Source organism: Pontibacter indicus (assembly GCF_900156345.1).
GTDB lineage: Bacteria > Bacteroidota > Bacteroidia > Cytophagales > Hymenobacteraceae > Pontibacter > Pontibacter indicus.
The window spans coordinates 135,556-152,223 of the sequence record NZ_FTPP01000002.1; the positions used below are offsets into that span (position 1 = coordinate 135,556).

Annotated in this window: 16 protein-coding genes; 9 read left to right on the plus strand and 7 right to left on the minus strand. The window is 53.5% G+C overall.

Going from position 1 to position 16,668, the window contains the following annotated elements; genetic code table 11:
* Positions 1-61: 61 nt before the first annotated feature.
* Positions 62-2,149, plus strand: coding sequence for an insulinase family protein (locus tag B0B12_RS09225; protein WP_076668142.1), 2,088 nt, complete (start codon positions 62-64; stop codon positions 2,147-2,149).
* 246 nt (positions 2,150-2,395) lie between these two features.
* On the opposite strand, the gene B0B12_RS20300 is transcribed toward B0B12_RS09225, so the two are convergent.
* On the minus strand, positions 2,396-2,572 hold the full coding sequence (locus tag B0B12_RS20300) for a hypothetical protein (protein ID WP_170871845.1): 177 nt from the start codon (positions 2,570-2,572) through the stop codon (positions 2,396-2,398).
* 37 nt (positions 2,573-2,609) lie between these two features.
* Positions 2,610-3,524: a DUF72 domain-containing protein gene (locus B0B12_RS09230; RefSeq protein WP_076668145.1), complete on the minus strand. Its 915-nt coding sequence runs from the start codon at positions 3,522-3,524 to the stop codon at positions 2,610-2,612.
* Between the two features lie 318 nt (positions 3,525-3,842).
* On the opposite strand from B0B12_RS09230, the gene B0B12_RS09235 reads away from it, so the two are divergent.
* Positions 3,843-4,487 (plus strand): septal ring lytic transglycosylase RlpA family protein, encoded by a 645-nt coding sequence (locus tag B0B12_RS09235; RefSeq protein WP_076668148.1) that lies wholly within the window; start codon positions 3,843-3,845, stop codon positions 4,485-4,487.
* Positions 4,488-4,610: 123 nt separating this feature from the next.
* Here the strand turns inward: B0B12_RS09235 and B0B12_RS09240 are convergent, their stop codons facing one another.
* The 5 genes from B0B12_RS09240 to B0B12_RS09260 form a co-directional block, all read right to left on the minus strand.
* Positions 4,611-5,318, minus strand: a complete 708-nt coding sequence (locus B0B12_RS09240) for a DUF4097 family beta strand repeat-containing protein (RefSeq protein ID WP_076668151.1) — start codon at positions 5,316-5,318, stop codon at positions 4,611-4,613.
* Between the two features lie 27 nt (positions 5,319-5,345).
* Complete coding sequence (locus B0B12_RS09245; RefSeq protein WP_244554659.1) at positions 5,346-6,203, minus strand: DUF4097 family beta strand repeat-containing protein; 858 nt, start codon at positions 6,201-6,203, stop codon at positions 5,346-5,348.
* A gap of 56 nt (positions 6,204-6,259) precedes the next feature.
* Positions 6,260-7,048 carry a HEAT repeat domain-containing protein gene (locus tag B0B12_RS09250; protein WP_076668154.1) on the minus strand — a complete coding sequence of 263 codons (789 nt, stop codon included), beginning with the start codon at positions 7,046-7,048 and terminating at the stop codon, positions 6,260-6,262.
* Positions 7,035-7,547: an RNA polymerase sigma factor gene (locus B0B12_RS09255; RefSeq protein ID WP_076668156.1), complete on the minus strand. Its 513-nt coding sequence runs from the start codon at positions 7,545-7,547 to the stop codon at positions 7,035-7,037. Before B0B12_RS09255 ends, B0B12_RS09250 begins: the two co-directional genes overlap by 14 nt.
* A 114-nt stretch (positions 7,548-7,661) precedes the next feature.
* Positions 7,662-9,347 carry a S41 family peptidase gene (locus B0B12_RS09260; protein WP_076668159.1) on the minus strand — a complete coding sequence of 562 codons (1,686 nt, stop codon included), beginning with the start codon at positions 9,345-9,347 and terminating at the stop codon, positions 7,662-7,664.
* Between the two features lie 282 nt (positions 9,348-9,629).
* On the opposite strand from B0B12_RS09260, the gene B0B12_RS09265 reads away from it, so the two are divergent.
* From B0B12_RS09265 to B0B12_RS09295, 7 genes are all read left to right on the plus strand, one after another.
* Positions 9,630-11,276: a TldD/PmbA family protein gene (locus B0B12_RS09265; protein ID WP_076668161.1), complete on the plus strand. Its 1,647-nt coding sequence runs from the start codon at positions 9,630-9,632 to the stop codon at positions 11,274-11,276.
* Positions 11,277-11,419: 143 nt separating this feature from the next.
* Positions 11,420-12,736, plus strand: coding sequence for a TldD/PmbA family protein (locus B0B12_RS09270; RefSeq protein ID WP_076668163.1), 1,317 nt, complete (start codon positions 11,420-11,422; stop codon positions 12,734-12,736).
* Between the two features lie 91 nt (positions 12,737-12,827).
* Positions 12,828-13,331, plus strand: a complete 504-nt coding sequence (locus B0B12_RS09275) for a hypothetical protein (RefSeq protein ID WP_076668165.1) — start codon at positions 12,828-12,830, stop codon at positions 13,329-13,331.
* A 56-nt stretch (positions 13,332-13,387) separates the two neighbouring features.
* A complete protein-coding gene (locus tag B0B12_RS09280) occupies positions 13,388-14,005 on the plus strand; it encodes a DUF4159 domain-containing protein (protein ID WP_076668167.1) in 618 nt (205 codons plus the stop codon).
* Between the two features lie 131 nt (positions 14,006-14,136).
* Positions 14,137-15,132, plus strand: a complete 996-nt coding sequence (locus B0B12_RS09285; protein WP_076668169.1) for an AAA family ATPase — start codon at positions 14,137-14,139, stop codon at positions 15,130-15,132.
* A 48-nt stretch (positions 15,133-15,180) separates the two neighbouring features.
* Positions 15,181-15,720 (plus strand): hypothetical protein, encoded by a 540-nt coding sequence (locus B0B12_RS09290; protein ID WP_076668170.1) that lies wholly within the window; start codon positions 15,181-15,183, stop codon positions 15,718-15,720.
* Positions 15,721-15,732: 12 nt separating this feature from the next.
* Positions 15,733-16,632 carry a DUF58 domain-containing protein gene (locus B0B12_RS09295; RefSeq protein ID WP_076668172.1) on the plus strand — a complete coding sequence of 300 codons (900 nt, stop codon included), beginning with the start codon at positions 15,733-15,735 and terminating at the stop codon, positions 16,630-16,632.
* Positions 16,633-16,668: the final 36 nt, after the last annotated feature.

Consider the following 16,668-nt stretch of genomic DNA (forward strand, 5'->3'; position numbering starts at 1 on the left):
GATAGCCAAACATCTTTTGTCCATTGTCTCGCGGTCTTTTGTCAATATAAAAGAAATTATCATGAAGAGAATATACAACATACTCCTGCTGATGCTGGCGCTCACCACGGTAGCCACAGCACAGACAAAACAGACGCCTCCTCCGGCTGGTCCGGCTCCTAAAATTGAGCTGGGCAAGTACGAGCACTTCACCCTGAAAAACGGTCTGAAGGTATACGTGGTGGAAAACCACAAACTGCCGGTAGTGAACATGTCGCTGGTGCTGGACCGTGACCCGATTCTGGAGGGCGACAAGGCAGGCTACGTGAGCATGGCCGGTCAGATGATGCGTACCGGCACCAAAACCCGTTCTAAAGACCAGTTCGACGAGCAAGTGGACTTCATTGGCGCTAACCTTTCGTTCAGCTCTACGGGTTTCAGCGCTTCTTCCCTGAAGAAGAACCTGCCTACTTTGCTGGACCTGACGGCTGATGCGCTCCTGAATCCGAACTTCACACAGGAAGAACTCGACAAGGTGAAAAAGCAGATGCTGGCAAACCTGGCTTCTGAAAAAGACAACCCGGATGCCATCGCAGGAAAGATTCGCAACACCCTGCTTTTCGGCAAGAACCACCCGAACGGCGAGTTGATGACTGAGAAGTCGATTGAAAGCATCACGCTGGCTGACGTGCAGAACTACTACAACACCTACTACCGTCCGAATATTGGTTACCTGGCCGTTGTGGGCGACATCACGCCGAAAGAAGCGAAAAAGCTACTGAACAAGTCGTTTGGCAAGTGGAAAAAAGGCAACGTGCCAAGCCATAACTACGACCTGCCGAAGCATGATGGCAAAACACAGGTGGTGATCGTAGACCGTCCGAGCGCGGTGCAGAGTGTGCTTTCGTTCACGAACCCTGTGAACATGAAGCCTGGTGCAGAGGACTATGTGGCAACTCAGGTGATGAACACCATCCTGGGTGGCGGCAGCACTGCCCGCCTGTTCATGAACCTGCGCGAGAAGCACGGCTATACCTACGGCGCTTACTCTACGCTTTCATCTGACAAGATCCTGGGTCGTTTCAATGCCTCGGCCAGCGTGCGCAACGCCGTAACCGACAGCGCCACCACTCAGTTCATGTACGAGCTCAACAAGATCAGAACCGAGCGTGTAACCGACAAAGAACTGGCTTACGCAAAGGCTTACATCACCGGCAACTTCGCCCGTGGCCTGGAGAACCCGAACACCGTGGCCATGTACGCCATCTCTACTGCCCGCTACAACCTGCCAGCCGACTACTATGCCAACTACCTGAAGAAAGTTGAGTCTATCACAGCGGCTGACGTACAGCGCGTGGCACAGCAGTATGTGCGCCCTGACCAGCTATACATTCTGGCTGTAGGCAACGCCAAGGACATCGCTGACAAGCTGGTGGCCTTCGACAAAGACGACAACTCCATTACTTACTTCGATGCGATGGGTGAGAAAGTAGACCGCTCTGCCGCTGCTACCGCTATCCCAGCGGGTGTTACCGCCGACCAGGTGCTGGCCAACTACATCAAGGCCATCGGTGGCAAAGCCAGCATCGACAAACTGCAGGACGTAACCGTGACCAGTAGTGCTACGGTGCAGGGCATGCAGCTGCAGCTCGTGCACAAGCAGCAGGCCAAAGGCAATTACATGCAGGAGCTTTCGATGAACAACAACCCGATGCAGCGCCTGACCATTGCCGGCGACAAAGGCAAAGTAGAAGTTCCGATGCAGGGTGTGAACAAAGAGCTGACTGCCGATGAAGTGAAGATGCAGCGCCTCGAAGCCGATCTGTTCCCGATGCTGCACTACGCTAAAATGGGCATCAAACCAGAGCTGACAGGTATAGAGAAAGTAGACGGCCAGGACGCCTACCTGGTAGAAGTGAAAGTGACCGAAGAGCAGAAGACCGTACACTACTTTGACAAAGCCACTGGCCTGCGCGTAAAGACAGTAACCAACATCCCGACCCCGCAAGGCGTGATGACGCAGACGTCCACCTTCAAAGACTACAAAGACGTGAACGGTGTGAAATTCCCTTATGTGATGGAGAAAGCCGTTGGACCGCAGTCGATGAAGTTCGAAGTGAAGAACATCGAAGTAAACAAAGGACTGAAAGACGACAGCTTCAAGCTCTAAGATAACCCTCCCTTTACCCTTTATTTAGAAAGCGGCGTGCTCTGATGGGCGCGCCGCTTTATTTTTGGTCATGCTTTAGTAGGATACCAAGGTATAGCGCTAGTGTTGCAGGTATAGGCAAAGCTGCGCTGGAGTCAAAGGTATAGTAATCGTCCATTGACCAGAACAACAGGTATAGGGTAGATTAATCTGGCAGAGAATTGCCTAATAAACACAGGTATGGCGCGGCAAGTCCCTCAGCTGCAATTAATGCATAGGTATAGCAGACGCTAAAAAGCAGGTATAGAAATCCTCGTGGCGAAGGTATAGCACAGAATTTCCGGGCTGTAGGTATAGCAGAGTTCTTAAGCTGCAGGTATAGCCATACCCGCCCATGAAAGCAACTGTTCCAGGTATGGCCCGCTGTTTTCCGAAATAGATCATCGGGGTAGGCACTTTCTCTATACCTATACCTGCCTTTCTAAAACAACTCGCCCTGCACGGCTTTCACAAATTTTTTCGGCGGTTTCACATCAAGCCCGCATACCTTGTTCAGCTTTTCGATTAGGTAGGTGGCGAGTTCGGGCGAGGCGGTATTGTCGGGTTCGTGCACAAAGAAGTAGAGCTCCTGCAGTCCGGCCTCGAGCCATACCTTGATTTTTGCCACCCAATCGTCGATGCGGGTATAGTCAGTGGGGTGCAGGCCGTTGCCTACGAAGCGCACCATGGCGGTAGGCGTAGTCAGGCGCATGTGCAGCACGTCGCGCCGCCCCGACACATCGGTCAGCACCGTACTTACCCGGAATCTCTCCAGCACCTCAAACAGCTCCAGCGAGGCCACATTGTCTACAAACCAGTCGGGGTGGCGCAACTCCACGGCCAGCGGCACGCTCTCAGGTATGTACTGCACAAACTTTTCCAGATCGGGTAGTTGCTTAGGTCCGAAGTAGGGCGGTAGTTGCAGAAAAGAGCAGCCCAATTTATCCTCCAACCCAGAGATGGCTTCGCAGAAGGTGGCCGTCAGATCGAGCGAGCTTACCAGCGGGCCTTCGTGGCTGATGAGCTGCGGGAATTTGGGGCAGAACGTGAAGCCCTGCGGCACGGAATTGCGCCAGCGCTCGATCGTATCAGGACCCGGTATGTGGTAGTGCGTGCTATTAAGCTCAATGGTGTTGAACTGCTTTCCATACCATAGCAGCGACTCTTTCTCTTTCATACCCGTCGGGTAGAGTTCACCCACCCATGCCTTGTTCACCCAGACTGGTAGGCCGATGTGTATCTTCGGCCTCTGTGGAAGGCCTGTTTTATACCTGTTCAGCAACGGCAGTGTGTCCGGGTGATCGGGCGGAAGCGTGAAGTTTACAAGGCTGATATCTGAGAGTTTTCCGAAGTCCATGGTACTATGCTTTTATAAAGTATACGCTTTAGCAGAAATTTGAGGTCAGACAAAATATAGCCTGAAAAGTTCCCGTTAAACCACCAACTCCTGACAAAAAACGAAAATATTTTTTGCCAAGGGTTAATTAATCTATCGCTATAAACATATATGAAAATATGCTCATACGAGCTTAAAACAGCACTTTTTGTTTTATATGACTTATAGCGATTTTTACGAGGCTTCACGTATCCCCCTATAACAAGGCCAGAATACAGCGTATAAGCCCTCGTTTTAAAATATTTCCGTAAATTTGCGGGTTCACCAACAAAAAACTATATGAAGAACGATAGAAAGTGCATTCTCTTAACAGTAATCATTTTTCTATTTATCGGAGTTAGTCAACCAACTTTCGCACAAAGAAACGACAACACCCAAATTGGAGCTGCCTCCTGGTACGGCAGCAAATACCACGGAAGAAAGACCAGCAGCGGCGAGCGCTACAACAAAAACGAGATGACCGCCGCACACAAAACCCTGCCTTTCGGCACCATGGTCCGCGTGACCAACCCAGCCAACGACCATTCTGTTATTTTGCGCATCAACGACCGCGGCCCGTTTGTAGGCAAGCGCATTATTGATGTGTCGGAAGCAGCGGCCCGCAAGCTCGGCATGCATTCGGCAGGAGTGGCCACTGTAAAGGTAGAGGTGCTCGACAAGAGCGAAATGGCAGCCGCAACGGCAGAGCCTAAACCAAATGCCTACACCATCCAGACAACGGCCAACCAGCAGAAGGTGGAGGAGCTTAGCCGCAAGCTCAAGGCCTTTGACAAGCACCTGCCGCTGGAGGTAGCCGAGGAGCGGGTAAATGGCCGCAAAGTAGTGCTGCTAAAAGCCGGCAAGTTCAATAGCAGAAACGAAGCCGAAGCCTTCAACGAGCTACTCGAAGAAGAGGGCCTGGCAGGAAAGGTTAGCGAAGCCTAAACGACTAATAGATTACTGATAAGCAAAAAGCGGGACGCCAAGGTATGGCATCCCGCTTTTTGCTTTCAGGTACTTCTTACGATCGCTTTGCCGACGCAAAGCACGATCAGCCACCTGCTATACCTAGTCCTGCTTGCGCAAATAGATGTCGTTGCTGATGCTTTCCAGCTTAATGGGCGAGCCGCCGCCGCTCACATTGCCTTTCAGCTCATACCCCACCATGGGCGCCTTTTGTTTGCTGCCTCCCAGGTCGATGGCCAGATCGGAGTAAACTTCGCCTGTGATGGTTTTCAGGGCCACAACAGCGCCTTTGTTCGGGGCCCAGTTCATATCCACAAAGCCGCTGATGGACTTGGCGCTTACCGGCCCGGTTAACCCCCGTAGCTCTATGTTCCCGTTGATGGTTTCCACAGTCAGGTCGGTGTTGGCCGGCAGGAATATTTCGTAATTGATCTTCGCACAAACGAAGTTGCGGTTGCCGTTCTTGCTGACATTATACTGGCTGTAGTTATTGTCCGGACAGTCCGCTGCCTGCCCGTTTTTGGTCAGCTCTTTGTCCAGGTCCACATCGACGCGGGCACTGGCATTGTCATTCTCGAACTTCAGCTGCAGCGCCTCGTTCAGCTTGCCGCTGTTTATCTCGTAAGTTACTTTGATGTAGGCCTCTTTTTTGTTCCAGGCGCTGATTTTGATGTTTTCGCCGAACTTCAGGTTCAGCTCTACCTTATTGTTCGCAGGCACGGCCAGGGTCCGTTCCACGGTCTTGCTCTGGGCCTGCGCCCCTGCTATTGCCACCAGCCACAGCAGGGCTATTGTCCATATCTTTTTCATAGTTCGGGAGATTTAGATTGTTCTTGTCTATTTGCTTTTGCGGATGTACATGTCGCCGCTGATGGTATAGAGGTTCATCTCGACGCCACCGCCGTTGGTTTTGCCGTCTATGTTGTTGCCCCCGCTCACGCGCGGCAGGTTGCTTTTCGAGTCCCGGGCAATGTTCATGTCGAAGTCTGAGTAAATCTCCCCCTGAATGGTTTTCAGGTTGAAGTTGGCCTTGGTGTTGGCCGGCAGGTGAATGTCGACAGTCCCTGCCACCGTGGAGATGGCGCTCGGCTTGGACTGGTTCAGGCTCGAAAACTTGATCACCATGTCGCTGCTGGTGGCATTGGCTACCACTGGCCCTGTGATGTTGGTGAGCGTGGCATTCCCGTTATTCAACTTCAGCTCTATCTCGCCCTCCACATCGGCAAGGCTCAGGTCACCGCCCATCCAGTTTGTTTCTTCATACACGACCGAGGCATTTTTAGGCACCCGGATGGTATACTTGCCATCCTGTCTGGAAGCTTTCGTAACGGTCAGCGTGTTGCCTTCTTTCGCCACGGACAAGCCCATGCCGGTGTTATCCTCGGCCTGGTTGTAGAGTGGTTTCAGACCGGCGGCGCGCGCGGGAGGAGCCTGATAGCTGGCGGCCTCGATCACCACCTCATCCGAGTTATGCCCGACCACCTTCACATCGCTGTTGTGCATCAGGATGACAACCTTATTGCCCTTCTTGTTTCCCAGCTTGTTTTTATAGACAAGCGGTTTGTCCTGATAGCGCTCGGCCGACTCGCCAGATCCGGGTGCTGTTATGGTGTGGGCTTCATTTCCCTCGTGCGCACTTGCTGGCGCCGCGGATAGCAGAAGACAGGCAACTGCTACTAGTGTTAATCTTTTCATATGGCTCTAATCGCTCTAGTGGTAAGTAAAATCTTTTGTCTTGGTATTGTGCTTTGTTATATCAGGATGCCCAGCCCCTCTGCTGCCTTGCTTTTCACGATCGGGAGCAGGTCTTTCCGGTTCGCCATCTCCTCCAGCTCGCCGACGGCCTCTTTTTCTTTGATCTTGACCAGCATATCGATCAAGGTGAGTTGCATGATCGGGTCGGTCTGCAGTCGCAGCGATTCTGTCAGGGCCTGGCGCACTTCTTTTTTGTGGCTGAACTTATACAGTGCCTCCGAGGCCGCCACCCGCACATTCACGTTCGGGTCCTCGTTCATCGTTGTGATCAGCACCTGTATGATCTCGTCGGGCTGCTCTGCGTCGAACTCCTGGCTTACCAGCCGGATGCGCTCGCTGGCGGAGGCTCCCGCGGTCATCGCCCGCTTCATCTCCTTTACTTCCTCGCGCAGGGCGACAATTTCGGCCTGCTGCTCTGGCGCTACACCCTGGTTCAAGTTCCGACCCAGCCAGAAGGCCCCCAGCACGAAGATGATGCCCGCCGCCACGCGCCAGTAAGTGGCATAGTCCTGCATTGCCGTGAAGAACACCTGTTTCCCCTTTGGCTGCGGCTGCTCGGCTTCCGCCTGTTCGATCTTCTCAAACAGCCAGTCATCGGCCAGCACCCTGATCGATTGGTCCTGCTGTCGTTTGGCGTAGTACTGAAATGGCGCGGCATGTGCCTTCAGGTGCTCAGGCAAGTCCGCTGTCTGGTTAAAGAACGCCTGCAGTTCCTTCTCTTCGGCTACTGTTGTTTCGCCTTCGTAGTACTTTTGCAGCAGTTCCTCTATGTTATCTAACTTCATAATTCTCCAGTTTTAGAAAGCCATCCCTTACGCTTTTGCGGGCCCTTGACAGGATCACCCGCAGGTTGTTCACGGTCAGGCTCGTGATCTGCTCTATTTCTTCAAAGGAGTACCCTTCCACATCGCGCAGGTGCAGCACCAGCTTCTGCTGCTCAGGCAGGACCTCCAGCAGCTTCTGCACATTGCTCATGCTGTCGGTCAGCTCTGAGTGCTGGTAGGGGGTCATGTCTCCTGAGTTCAGGTCCATACCTGTCACGTCGACCATCTGCTTTCGCTTGCCTGCTTTCAGCTTGTCGAGGCACAGGTTTTTGGTGATGGTCATGGCCAGGGCCTCTACGCTGTTGTAGGCATCCAGCTTGTCTTTTTGGGTCCAGAGTTTGAGAAATACATCCTGCAGGATATCCTCCGCTTCTTCTTTGTCATGAAGCAGGAACAGCGCAAGCCGGTAGAGCTTTTGCTTCGCAGGAAGTACCTTTATTTTAAACTCTTGCAGATCCATTCAATTACAAAGACGACCCGGGTTAGGAAACATTACAGCATATTATCAAAAATTTACCGGCTCCAGGTATAGCATCGCCTACTTTCTTATCAAACACCTGATTGTCAGTCGCTTTTACCCCTTTAACGGCTTCTTCTTGAGAGCCGCCAGCAGCTCTTTGGCCTGGCTGTCAGTAGGCTGCAGCTGAATGGCCTTCTCCAGGGCGACCGCAGCTTTTTGATGCTCATCGCCTAGCAAGTGCGCCTTCGCTAACCCGACCAGCGGCCAGGCCTCTTCCTTGTGCCGGCCACTGATGTAGCTGTACCAGGCAATAGCCTCCGGTGATTTTCTAACTAGCAGCAGGTGTTCGCCAAACTCCTTCTCTGCCTTGCTTATCTCTTCGCCATCGGCGCGGGCGTCCTGCACGGCGCGGAAGTGAACCCAGGTAGCCGACTGGAACCCCGCCCGTTCGTATACCTGCCGCATCACGCCAGCTACAGTGTTGTTATATGGCAGCTGCAGTACTGCTTCCAAAGCCGGATCCCTCCCCGCCAGGTAGTCTTTCGAGGTATAGCCGACAGGTAGATCGGGCGCGGTCCAGGGGCGCTTTTCGTCTGTGTGCCAGTCGCGCCAGTAGATGGTGGACACGCGGATGGTGAGCTTACTGTTGGGGAGCTGCATTTTTCTGGAGTCGCCGTAAGCGCTGGGTGAGGAACCCGACGGCTCGCCCACAAACAGGGTGCTGGTGTAAAACTCCAGGTCGTTGGCCAGCAGCTGCGCCGCCGAAAAAGTCTCCCGTCCGATCAGGGTATAGAACTTTCCGAACCGATTGATCTGCTCCGACCGTGCCAGGGCCAATACCAGGGAGCGGTTCAGGTGGTTGTTCCCGCCCGGGTTATACCTGAGGTCCAGCACCAGCTTTTCGACCGGAAAGCCCGCAACGATGCGCTCGATCCTTGCGACGAAAGCCGCCAGCGTTTCATCATCCTTGTCATTGCTTTCGTTGAGCTGCACGTACAGCGTCTTTTGATCCTCCAGCATGTGTAGCCAGAATTTTTCCTTCCTGTTCCATTGGCTCAGGGGCGCTTCTATACCTGTCGCTTCGCTCGCTCCTACAAAGTATACCGGCTTGAATTGCGGGATGGAAGACAATATAACCTCCATGACAGCTCCCTCGCGCGTCTTTACCTCGAATACGATCTCCTCTGAACCTTCGGCTATACCTAGTGCCTCCAGAAATTCGGGCACGACCAGAAAGGTGGGCGCCAGGTGCTTGAAGCCCATTTCGTTGTCGTAATGCACCACTGGCCTCACTTTTTCCAAGGCTTCTTTTGCAGCTGTGCTGCCGATCTGCACCACTTCCGCTCCTACCAGGTGCAGCAGGTCGGGTGTGGTTTCCCGGATGAAGAGGCCGTCATCGAAGAGGGCAAGCTTCACGGGCAGGTGATTCAGAAACAAGGCGGAGTCAGCCGGTGGCGGTGTGGAGGAGTGCGCGCGGCTGTAGGCCACGGTCATGTCCTGCGGCAGCGTGAGGCGGGTGTGGCCATCGCCGATCATAGCCACCAGTTTGGTTAGCCCCACCACGATTTCATGGTCCTGCAGCCTGGGCACCTGCGCATGCAAAACGGCCACAGCGCTGTCAAACGCATGCTGCGACACCTTGTTATAAGGGGACCGGTGCATCTTAGGCATTTGCTCAGCCAGTGCCCTGACATCCTGTTGCCACTGGGCTATCGTCAGCACGTTGGGTTGGGCCTGCACCAGGCTATGCGCCAGCAGCACACAAAGTACGGTGCAACCGAGTAGGAATTGATTCTTCATAGCGACAAAGTCAGGTATAAGTACAAGGCGCAGAAACCGCAGCTGACCCTCCAGTTACAGAGACGCCGCCGGCCTGCAAACATTACACCCGCTCTTTCGCTATTGCGCCAATCACCTATCAGGCTGTTGGCGAGACGCTCATCTGGTAGAGCGGAACAGCCGGTTTATCGATTAAATTGCCTCCTCAAGCTTATAAGTTTGTCTATACTTTGATTTAAGGATGTAATTCCCTAAACTTAGTTACCTAAAACTAAACTAATCTAAACCTTAACTCAAAAGACATTGAAACGACGTCAATTTATTGAGCTATCGGCGTTGGGATTTGGAGGGCTGATGCTGCCTTCTATACCTGTGTTCGGCGATATCATCTCACCCGAGAGAGCGCTGGAGCAGGTAGACCCAGCCTTGAAAAAGCGATTGGCTGATGTAGCCCTTAACACAGCCAAGTCGAGTGGCGCCTCTTATGCCGACGTGCGTATAGGCCGCTACCTGCAGCAGTACGTTTTCACCCGCGAGCAGCAGGTACAGAATATTGTGAACGCCGAGTCTTACGGCGTGGGCGTGCGTGTGCTGGCCAACGGCACCTGGGGCTTTGCCGCCACCTCCGACGTGAGCGACAAAGGTATAGCCAAGGCTGCCCAGGAAGCGGTGGCCATCGCCAAAGCCAACTCCAAACTACAGAAAGAGCCGGTAAGACTGGCCCCTGTGAAAAGCTACGGCGAGGTGAGCTGGAAAACGCCAATTGAAAAGAATGCCTTTGAGGTACCGATCAACGAGAAAGCCGACCTCCTGCTGGCCGCCAATGCCAAGGCGCTGGAGAACGGCGCCAGCTTCGTGAACTCGGCCCTCTTCCAGATAAACGAGCAGAAATACTTTGCCTCTACCGACGGCTCTTACATTGACCAGGACATCCACCGCATCTGGCCAAACTTCACGGTGACGGCTGTAGACAAGGCCACAGGCAAGTTCAGAACCCGTGAGGCCCTCAGCGCCCCGATGGGTATGGGCTGGGAATACATGGTACCGAAAGCGAGCGAGAAGATAAAAGGACCGGAAGGCACTGGCCTAACCGGCTATCGCTACGCCTACGACATGCTCGAAGACGCCGCCCTGGCCGCCAAGCAAGCCAAAGAGAAATTGACAGCCAAATCCGTGGCCGCCGGCAAGTACGACCTTATCCTCGACCCGAACCACCTCGGCCTGACCATCCACGAGTCGGTGGGTCACCCGCTGGAGCTCGACCGCGTGCTGGGCTACGAGGCTAACTACGCCGGTACCTCTTTTGCCACCCTCGACAAGTGGAAATCCAAGAAATTCAAGTACGGCTCCGATAAGGTGCACATCTTCGCAGACAAGACCCAGAAGGGATCGCTTGGCCTGGTAGGCTGGGACGACGAAGGCGTGAAAACCAAGCAATGGGACCTGATCAAGGACGGTATTCTGGTGAACTACCAGGCCATCCGCGACCAGGCGCACATCATCAACGAGCCGGAGTCGCACGGCTGTTGCTACGCCGACAACTGGAGCTCGGTGCAGTTCCAGCGCATGCCAAACGTATCGCTGGCGCCAGGCAAGCAGAAAATGAACGTGGACCAGCTTATCTCAGGCGTGGACAAAGGCATCTACATTGCCGGCCGTGGCTCTTACTCGATCGACCAGCAGCGCTATAACTTCCAGTTCGGCGGCACGGTGTTCTACGAGATCAGCAAAGGCAAGATTGTGGGCATGCTCGAGGACGTGGCGTACCAGAGCAACACGCAAGAGTTCTGGAATTCCTGCATGGGCTCCTGCGACGAGAGCGACTACCGCCTGTTCGGCTCGTTCTTCGACGGCAAAGGTCAGCCTAGCCAGGTGAGCGCCGTTTCGCACGGCTCTGCCCACACGCGCTTCAACGGGGTGAACGTGATCAACACGGCTAGGAAAATCTAAATTAGTTAAGTGTTAAAAGTTATGCGTGTAGAGTCTATACACGGACTCTTGCTCAGCAAAAAGCCTTGTTAGTAGGTATAGCTATACCTGTTATCGCTTCTCAACTTTTAACTCTCAACTCATAACTCTTAACTAAAAACAAGATGGCAATATATACAAGAGAACAGGCGGAGGCTTTGCTGAAAAAGGCCCTGGCTTACTCAAAGGCCGATGAGTGTGAGGTAACGCTCAGCGGTTACAACGGCGGCAACATCCGCTACGCCCGCAACGAGGTGTCGACCAGCGGCGCCGAAGAGAATGTGTCGATGTCAGTAGAGTCTCGCTTTGGCAAGCGCTCCGGTGTGGCTACGATCAACGAGTTTGACGATGCCTCTCTGGAGAAGGTGATCCGTCGCTCGGAGGAGATCGCCCGCATTGCACCGGAAAGCCCGGAGTACGTGCCGATGCTGGGGCCTCAGAAGTACATCACTACCAAAGCACACTTCGATACCACTGCTAAAATTGATCCGGCTTATCGTGCTGAGGCCGCTGCCAAAAGCATCAAGGCAGCCGCCGACAAAGGTCTGACCGCGGCAGGCTTCCTGGAGCATTCCACCAGCTTCATGTCCCGCCTCAACTCCAAAGGCCTGTTTGCCTACCATCCTTCTACTGTGGTAGATTTCTCGGTAACCATGCGCACCGAGGACGGCACCGGCTCTGGCTACGTGACCCAGGATTTCAGCGACGTGAGTAAACTCGATACGGGCGCTGCTTCTCAGATAGCAGCCAGCAAAGCCGTTAATTCTAAAAACGCAAAAGCACTGGAGCCTGGCAAGTACACCGTTATCCTGGAGCCGGCTGCTTCGATCGATTTACTGCGCAACATGTTCGGCAACATGGACCAGCGTAACGCCGAAGAAGGCCGCAGCTTCCTGAGCAAACCGGGAGGCAAAACCAAACTGGGCGAGAAACTGGTAGACGAGCGCATCACCGTATACTCTGATCCGGCGCACGCAGAAATTCCATCCGCACCGTTTGCCGGCGATGGCCGTCCGCGCGAAAAGACTACCTGGATTGACAAAGGCGTGATCAAGAACCTCTACAATTCCCGCTTCTGGGCTGAGAAGACCGGTGCTAAGTCGGTGCCAAACCCAGGCGGCGTGGTGATGGAGGGCGGCAGCCAGTCGCTGGAGGAGATGATCAAGAACACCAAGCGCGGCATTCTGGTAACGCGCCTGTGGTACATCCGCTCCGTGGATCCGCAGACGCTGCTCTATACCGGCCTTACCCGCGACGGTACTTTCTACATCGAGAACGGCAAGATCCAGTACCCGGTGAAGAACTTCCGCTTCAACGAGAGCCCGATCATCATGCTCAACAACCTGGAGGCTTTGGGTCGTCCGCAGCGCATCGGGGGTAACCTGGTGCCGCCGATGAAGATTCGCGACTTCACCTTCACCAGCTTGTCTGACGCGGTGTAAACCATACTGATCTATACCTGGATGCCGTACGCGAAATGTGTACGGCATTCATTTTCGTGTTCATAAAACATGAAAGTCAAGCTAGCCCACCATGAAAACAATACTATCCATAATATTTATCAGCGTTCTTACCTTAAGCGCTGTCTTTGGCCAAGAAGTGAGGTTTATAAACCTGGAATACAGCAGCGCTGCGAGACTGGATAATGCCCGTGTTAAGGTTCATATTTCCCGCGATCCGGACAATGCTTATAGTGTCAGAGTAGAATCTCTATCTCTGCGATCAGCTATAAACCCCAGTACCCTGAAACCGGAAAACAAGCCTAAAGAGCAGAAGATAACCATAACGGAAGAGCAGTTTCGAAACCTTGTCACCTCTTTGGATAGGATAAAGCCAATAGATATCATCAATGGCCCGCACCCCATATTTTTAGACGGGTCCTCCTGTTACATATCTTATGGAGCAAATGGCACAGGCGTTACTTATTATGTGAAAACACCAAACCATGACACCGGCAAAAGGAATCTGAATGATTTTTTAGATGCCTACAAGCTGATTCTTAGAACAGCCGATCTAGACCCGGAGAAAATTCTTTGACCCAGTTTACTGCCAAGCAGATAGAAGCTTAAAGCATAAAAATCTAACCATTCAAATTGCAACCTTTCACCTTCGTCCGACTGCAATACCGCTCCGGCAACTGGGATACCGACCCGCGTATGCCGAGCAATCTGTTGCATTCGTTGATCGAGTATACCACGGTGAAGGTGAACGAGCAGGAAAAAATTATACCGCTGGAGAGTGCCGAGTTGTTCAACTACCCCTTCAGCTACATGAGCGGCCATCGGCTGGTGCAGTTCAACCAGAAGGAGCGGCAGAACTTCGAGACCTATGTGCGCAACGGCGGCTTTGTGTTCGTAGACGACTGCAACCACGACATCGACGGGCTTTTTGCCAGGTCGTTTGAGGAGCAGATGAAGCAGATCTTTGGGCAGGGAGCTTTGAAAAAGATCCCCAACAACCACAAGCTCTACCGCAGCTTCTTCACCTTCGACGAGGGACCGCCTACGACCTCATTTGAGCTCAACGGCTGGGGTGACGACCTGGTGCACGATTACCTGAAGGCGATCGAAATCAACGGTAGAATCGGAGTACTCTACAGTAACAAAGACTACGGCTGCGAGTGGGACTACGACTTTCGGAACAAGCGCTGGCTGGCGGAGGACAATACCAAGTTCGGCGTCAATATCATCATGTATGCGCTGACGAGTTAATGAAATAATTATGAATGAGTAATGACTAATATCCCTGTAAAGGATTCTTCACATGACCATTCTGCAGAAATCCTCTTGATTAACTATTCATTATTAATCATTATTCATTCGTCATTAATAATTAGATACCAGTGACTGAACAAGACATCAACCAACTCCTCAGCAAGCTGCCACAGCTCAAGCAGGAGATACAGAAAGTGATTGTGGGGCAGGAGGAAGTGCTCGACGAGGTGCTGATCACGCTGCTGGCAGGCGGACACGGTCTGCTGGAGGGCGTACCGGGTCTGGCGAAAACCCTGCTGGTGCGCACCCTTTCCAACGCCATGGACCTGAGCTTCCGCCGCATCCAGTTCACGCCGGACCTCATGCCGACCGACATCCTCGGCACGGAGGTGCTGGAGGAGGACCACGCCACCGGCAAACGCTTCTTCAAGTTCAACGAGGGACCGATCTTCGCCAACATTGTGCTGGCCGACGAGATCAACCGGACGCCGCCCAAGACACAGGCGGCCCTGCTGGAGGCCATGCAGGAGTATGAAGTAACGTACGCGGGCACTACCTATACCTTGCCGAAGCCTTTCTTCCTGCTCGCCACCCAAAACCCGATCGAGCAGGCCGGCACCTACCCGCTGCCCGAGGCGCAGCTCGACCGCTTCCTGCTCTACATCAAAATAAAATACCCGACCGAACTCGAAGAACTCAACATCCTCACCAGCACCACCGGTACCCGGCAGGCACAGGTACATCCGGCCATTTCGGGCGAGGAAATACTTCTGTTGCGGCAACTCGTGCGGGAAGTGAGCATCAGCGAGGACCTGCTCACTTATGTCAACCAACTGGTGCGGGCCACACGACCTGACACTACCTCGAGCGACCACATCAGAAACTATGTGCGCTGGGGAGCGGGTCCGAGGGCGGGCCAGGCGCTAATCCTCACCTCCAAGGCGAGGGCCTTGCTACAAGGACGCTTTGCTGTAACGGCCGCCGACGTGCAGACCATGGCTTTCCCGGTGCTGCGACACCGTATACTTGTCAACTTTACGGCCGAGGCCGAACGCATCACCCCTGACAAAGTGGTGGAAGAGCTTCTGCAGCACATCAAACTACCCAAAACGGTGCTGGTTTAGGTATAGCAAACGCAACGCAAGCAACCCAACAAAACAACCTGAAAGCAGATGGAGGAGATAGAAAACGTAAAACTGACGGACGCAGGCACACAGCTCCTGAAAAGGATTGTAGGGGAACGGATCTGTTACTTCCTCACCAACCATATCAAAATACAGGCTACCGGCGGTAAGGTTACCTACTGGGCGCCTGAGTTTGCCATCGGTCTGACCAAAAACAAGCGGGACCACCGCTTCATCAACATCAGCGCCGACTACAAGCTGACACCTCGGTCTTCTACCACCTTCTACGAGTTCGAGATAGAAGAGAGCCGGATGCCGCTCCGCTGTGAAAAATTGTTGCAGTCGGGCCAGCACTCTGAAATCCGTGTGCTGTCGAGCCCTGTGCTGATGATCGAGGTATACCAGGACTGGAATCAGGAGTTTGATGAGGCCATTCACTACGATGCCGCCATTGTGCTGTATACCGACACGCAGAAATTTTTACTGCGGGTACGCGATGAGCTGATCGGGGGTGTGGACATTATACTGGACGAGGCCACAATAGAAGCAGAGCTAATTGATTTGAAACTACGCCAGAGCCTGGTTTAACAGTAGCATTCTATGTCACAAGCAGGGCACAAATTCATCGATCCCAAGGTGCTGGCCACCATCAAAGACCTGCCGCTACTGGCCAAAACCGTGGTGGAGGGCTTTTTGAGCGGGCAGAACCAGAGCATTCGGCGGGGAGCCGGGCTGGAGTTTAGCCAGTACCGCAGCTACCAGCCGGGCGACGATCTGCGCCAACTTGACTGGAAGATGTTTGCCCGCTCCGACCGCTACTACATCCGCGAGGCCGAGGTAGACACCAATATTACGGTGCGCTTCATTATTGACGGCAGTGCTTCGATGGCGCATGAGGACGAAAACGGCTTGACCAAGATGGACTATGCCCGCTTTCTGGTGGCCTCGCTCGCCTACCTGGCCACTACGCAAGGCGATGCGGTGGGTCTGTACGTACTGCATGAGCAGCAGCTGATCAACCTGACGCCCCGCTCCGACAACATGCACCTGCAGCGCTTCTGGCACCAGCTTGCCGAAATAAAACCGAGCGGGCGCTTTCCTGACACGGCCACAGTCAACAATCTGTTTTCGGGTCGACGCCAGAAGGAGCTGACCGTGTTTGTGACCGACCTTTACGAGCACGAGCATGAAATAACGGACCTGCTCTACAAACTGGGCGCACAGCGGCACGAGCTGCTGCTTTGCCACCTGATGAGCCGCAACGAGATGAACTTTACATTTGAAGGCACGCTTACGTTCGAGGACCTGGAAACCGGCCAGACCATACAGGTAGGCACCGCCGAGCAGCGCAAAACGTACCTCACCAAGCTGCAGGATTGGCTTCAGCAAACCGAAAAAGCCATGCGCAACCGTCAGATCACCTACGACCGTTTCGTGACAGACGAACCGCTGGATAAAGCGTTGCGGGCGTTTTTAAAGAATAGACATTTTTTGAGTTAGAAAGGTAGAAAGTATGAGAGTTTAGAAGTGAGTTCT

Excerpts from the sequence above, each read along its gene's own strand:
- B0B12_RS09230 (WP_076668145.1), bottom strand. The coding sequence starts at position 3,524 with ATGGACTTCGGAAAACTCTCAGATATCAGCCTTGTAAACTTCACGCTT.
- B0B12_RS09275 (WP_076668165.1), top strand. The coding sequence starts at position 12,828 with ATGAAAACAATACTATCCATAATATTTATCAGCGTTCTTACCTTAAGC.
- B0B12_RS09225 (WP_076668142.1), top strand. The coding sequence starts at position 62 with ATGAAGAGAATATACAACATACTCCTGCTGATGCTGGCGCTCACCACG.
- B0B12_RS09290 (WP_076668170.1), top strand. The coding sequence starts at position 15,181 with ATGGAGGAGATAGAAAACGTAAAACTGACGGACGCAGGCACACAGCTC.
- B0B12_RS20300 (WP_170871845.1), bottom strand. The coding sequence starts at position 2,572 with ATGATCTATTTCGGAAAACAGCGGGCCATACCTGGAACAGTTGCTTTC.
- B0B12_RS09270 (WP_076668163.1), top strand. The coding sequence starts at position 11,420 with ATGGCAATATATACAAGAGAACAGGCGGAGGCTTTGCTGAAAAAGGCC.
- B0B12_RS09250 (WP_076668154.1), bottom strand. The coding sequence starts at position 7,048 with ATGAAGTTAGATAACATAGAGGAACTGCTGCAAAAGTACTACGAAGGC.
- B0B12_RS09240 (WP_076668151.1), bottom strand. The coding sequence starts at position 5,318 with ATGAAAAAGATATGGACAATAGCCCTGCTGTGGCTGGTGGCAATAGCA.
- B0B12_RS09235 (WP_076668148.1), top strand. The coding sequence starts at position 3,843 with ATGAAGAACGATAGAAAGTGCATTCTCTTAACAGTAATCATTTTTCTA.
- B0B12_RS09255 (WP_076668156.1), bottom strand. The coding sequence starts at position 7,547 with ATGGATCTGCAAGAGTTTAAAATAAAGGTACTTCCTGCGAAGCAAAAG.
- B0B12_RS09260 (WP_076668159.1), bottom strand. The coding sequence starts at position 9,347 with ATGAAGAATCAATTCCTACTCGGTTGCACCGTACTTTGTGTGCTGCTG.
- B0B12_RS09295 (WP_076668172.1), top strand. The coding sequence starts at position 15,733 with ATGTCACAAGCAGGGCACAAATTCATCGATCCCAAGGTGCTGGCCACC.
- B0B12_RS09245 (WP_244554659.1), bottom strand. The coding sequence starts at position 6,203 with ATGAAAAGATTAACACTAGTAGCAGTTGCCTGTCTTCTGCTATCCGCG.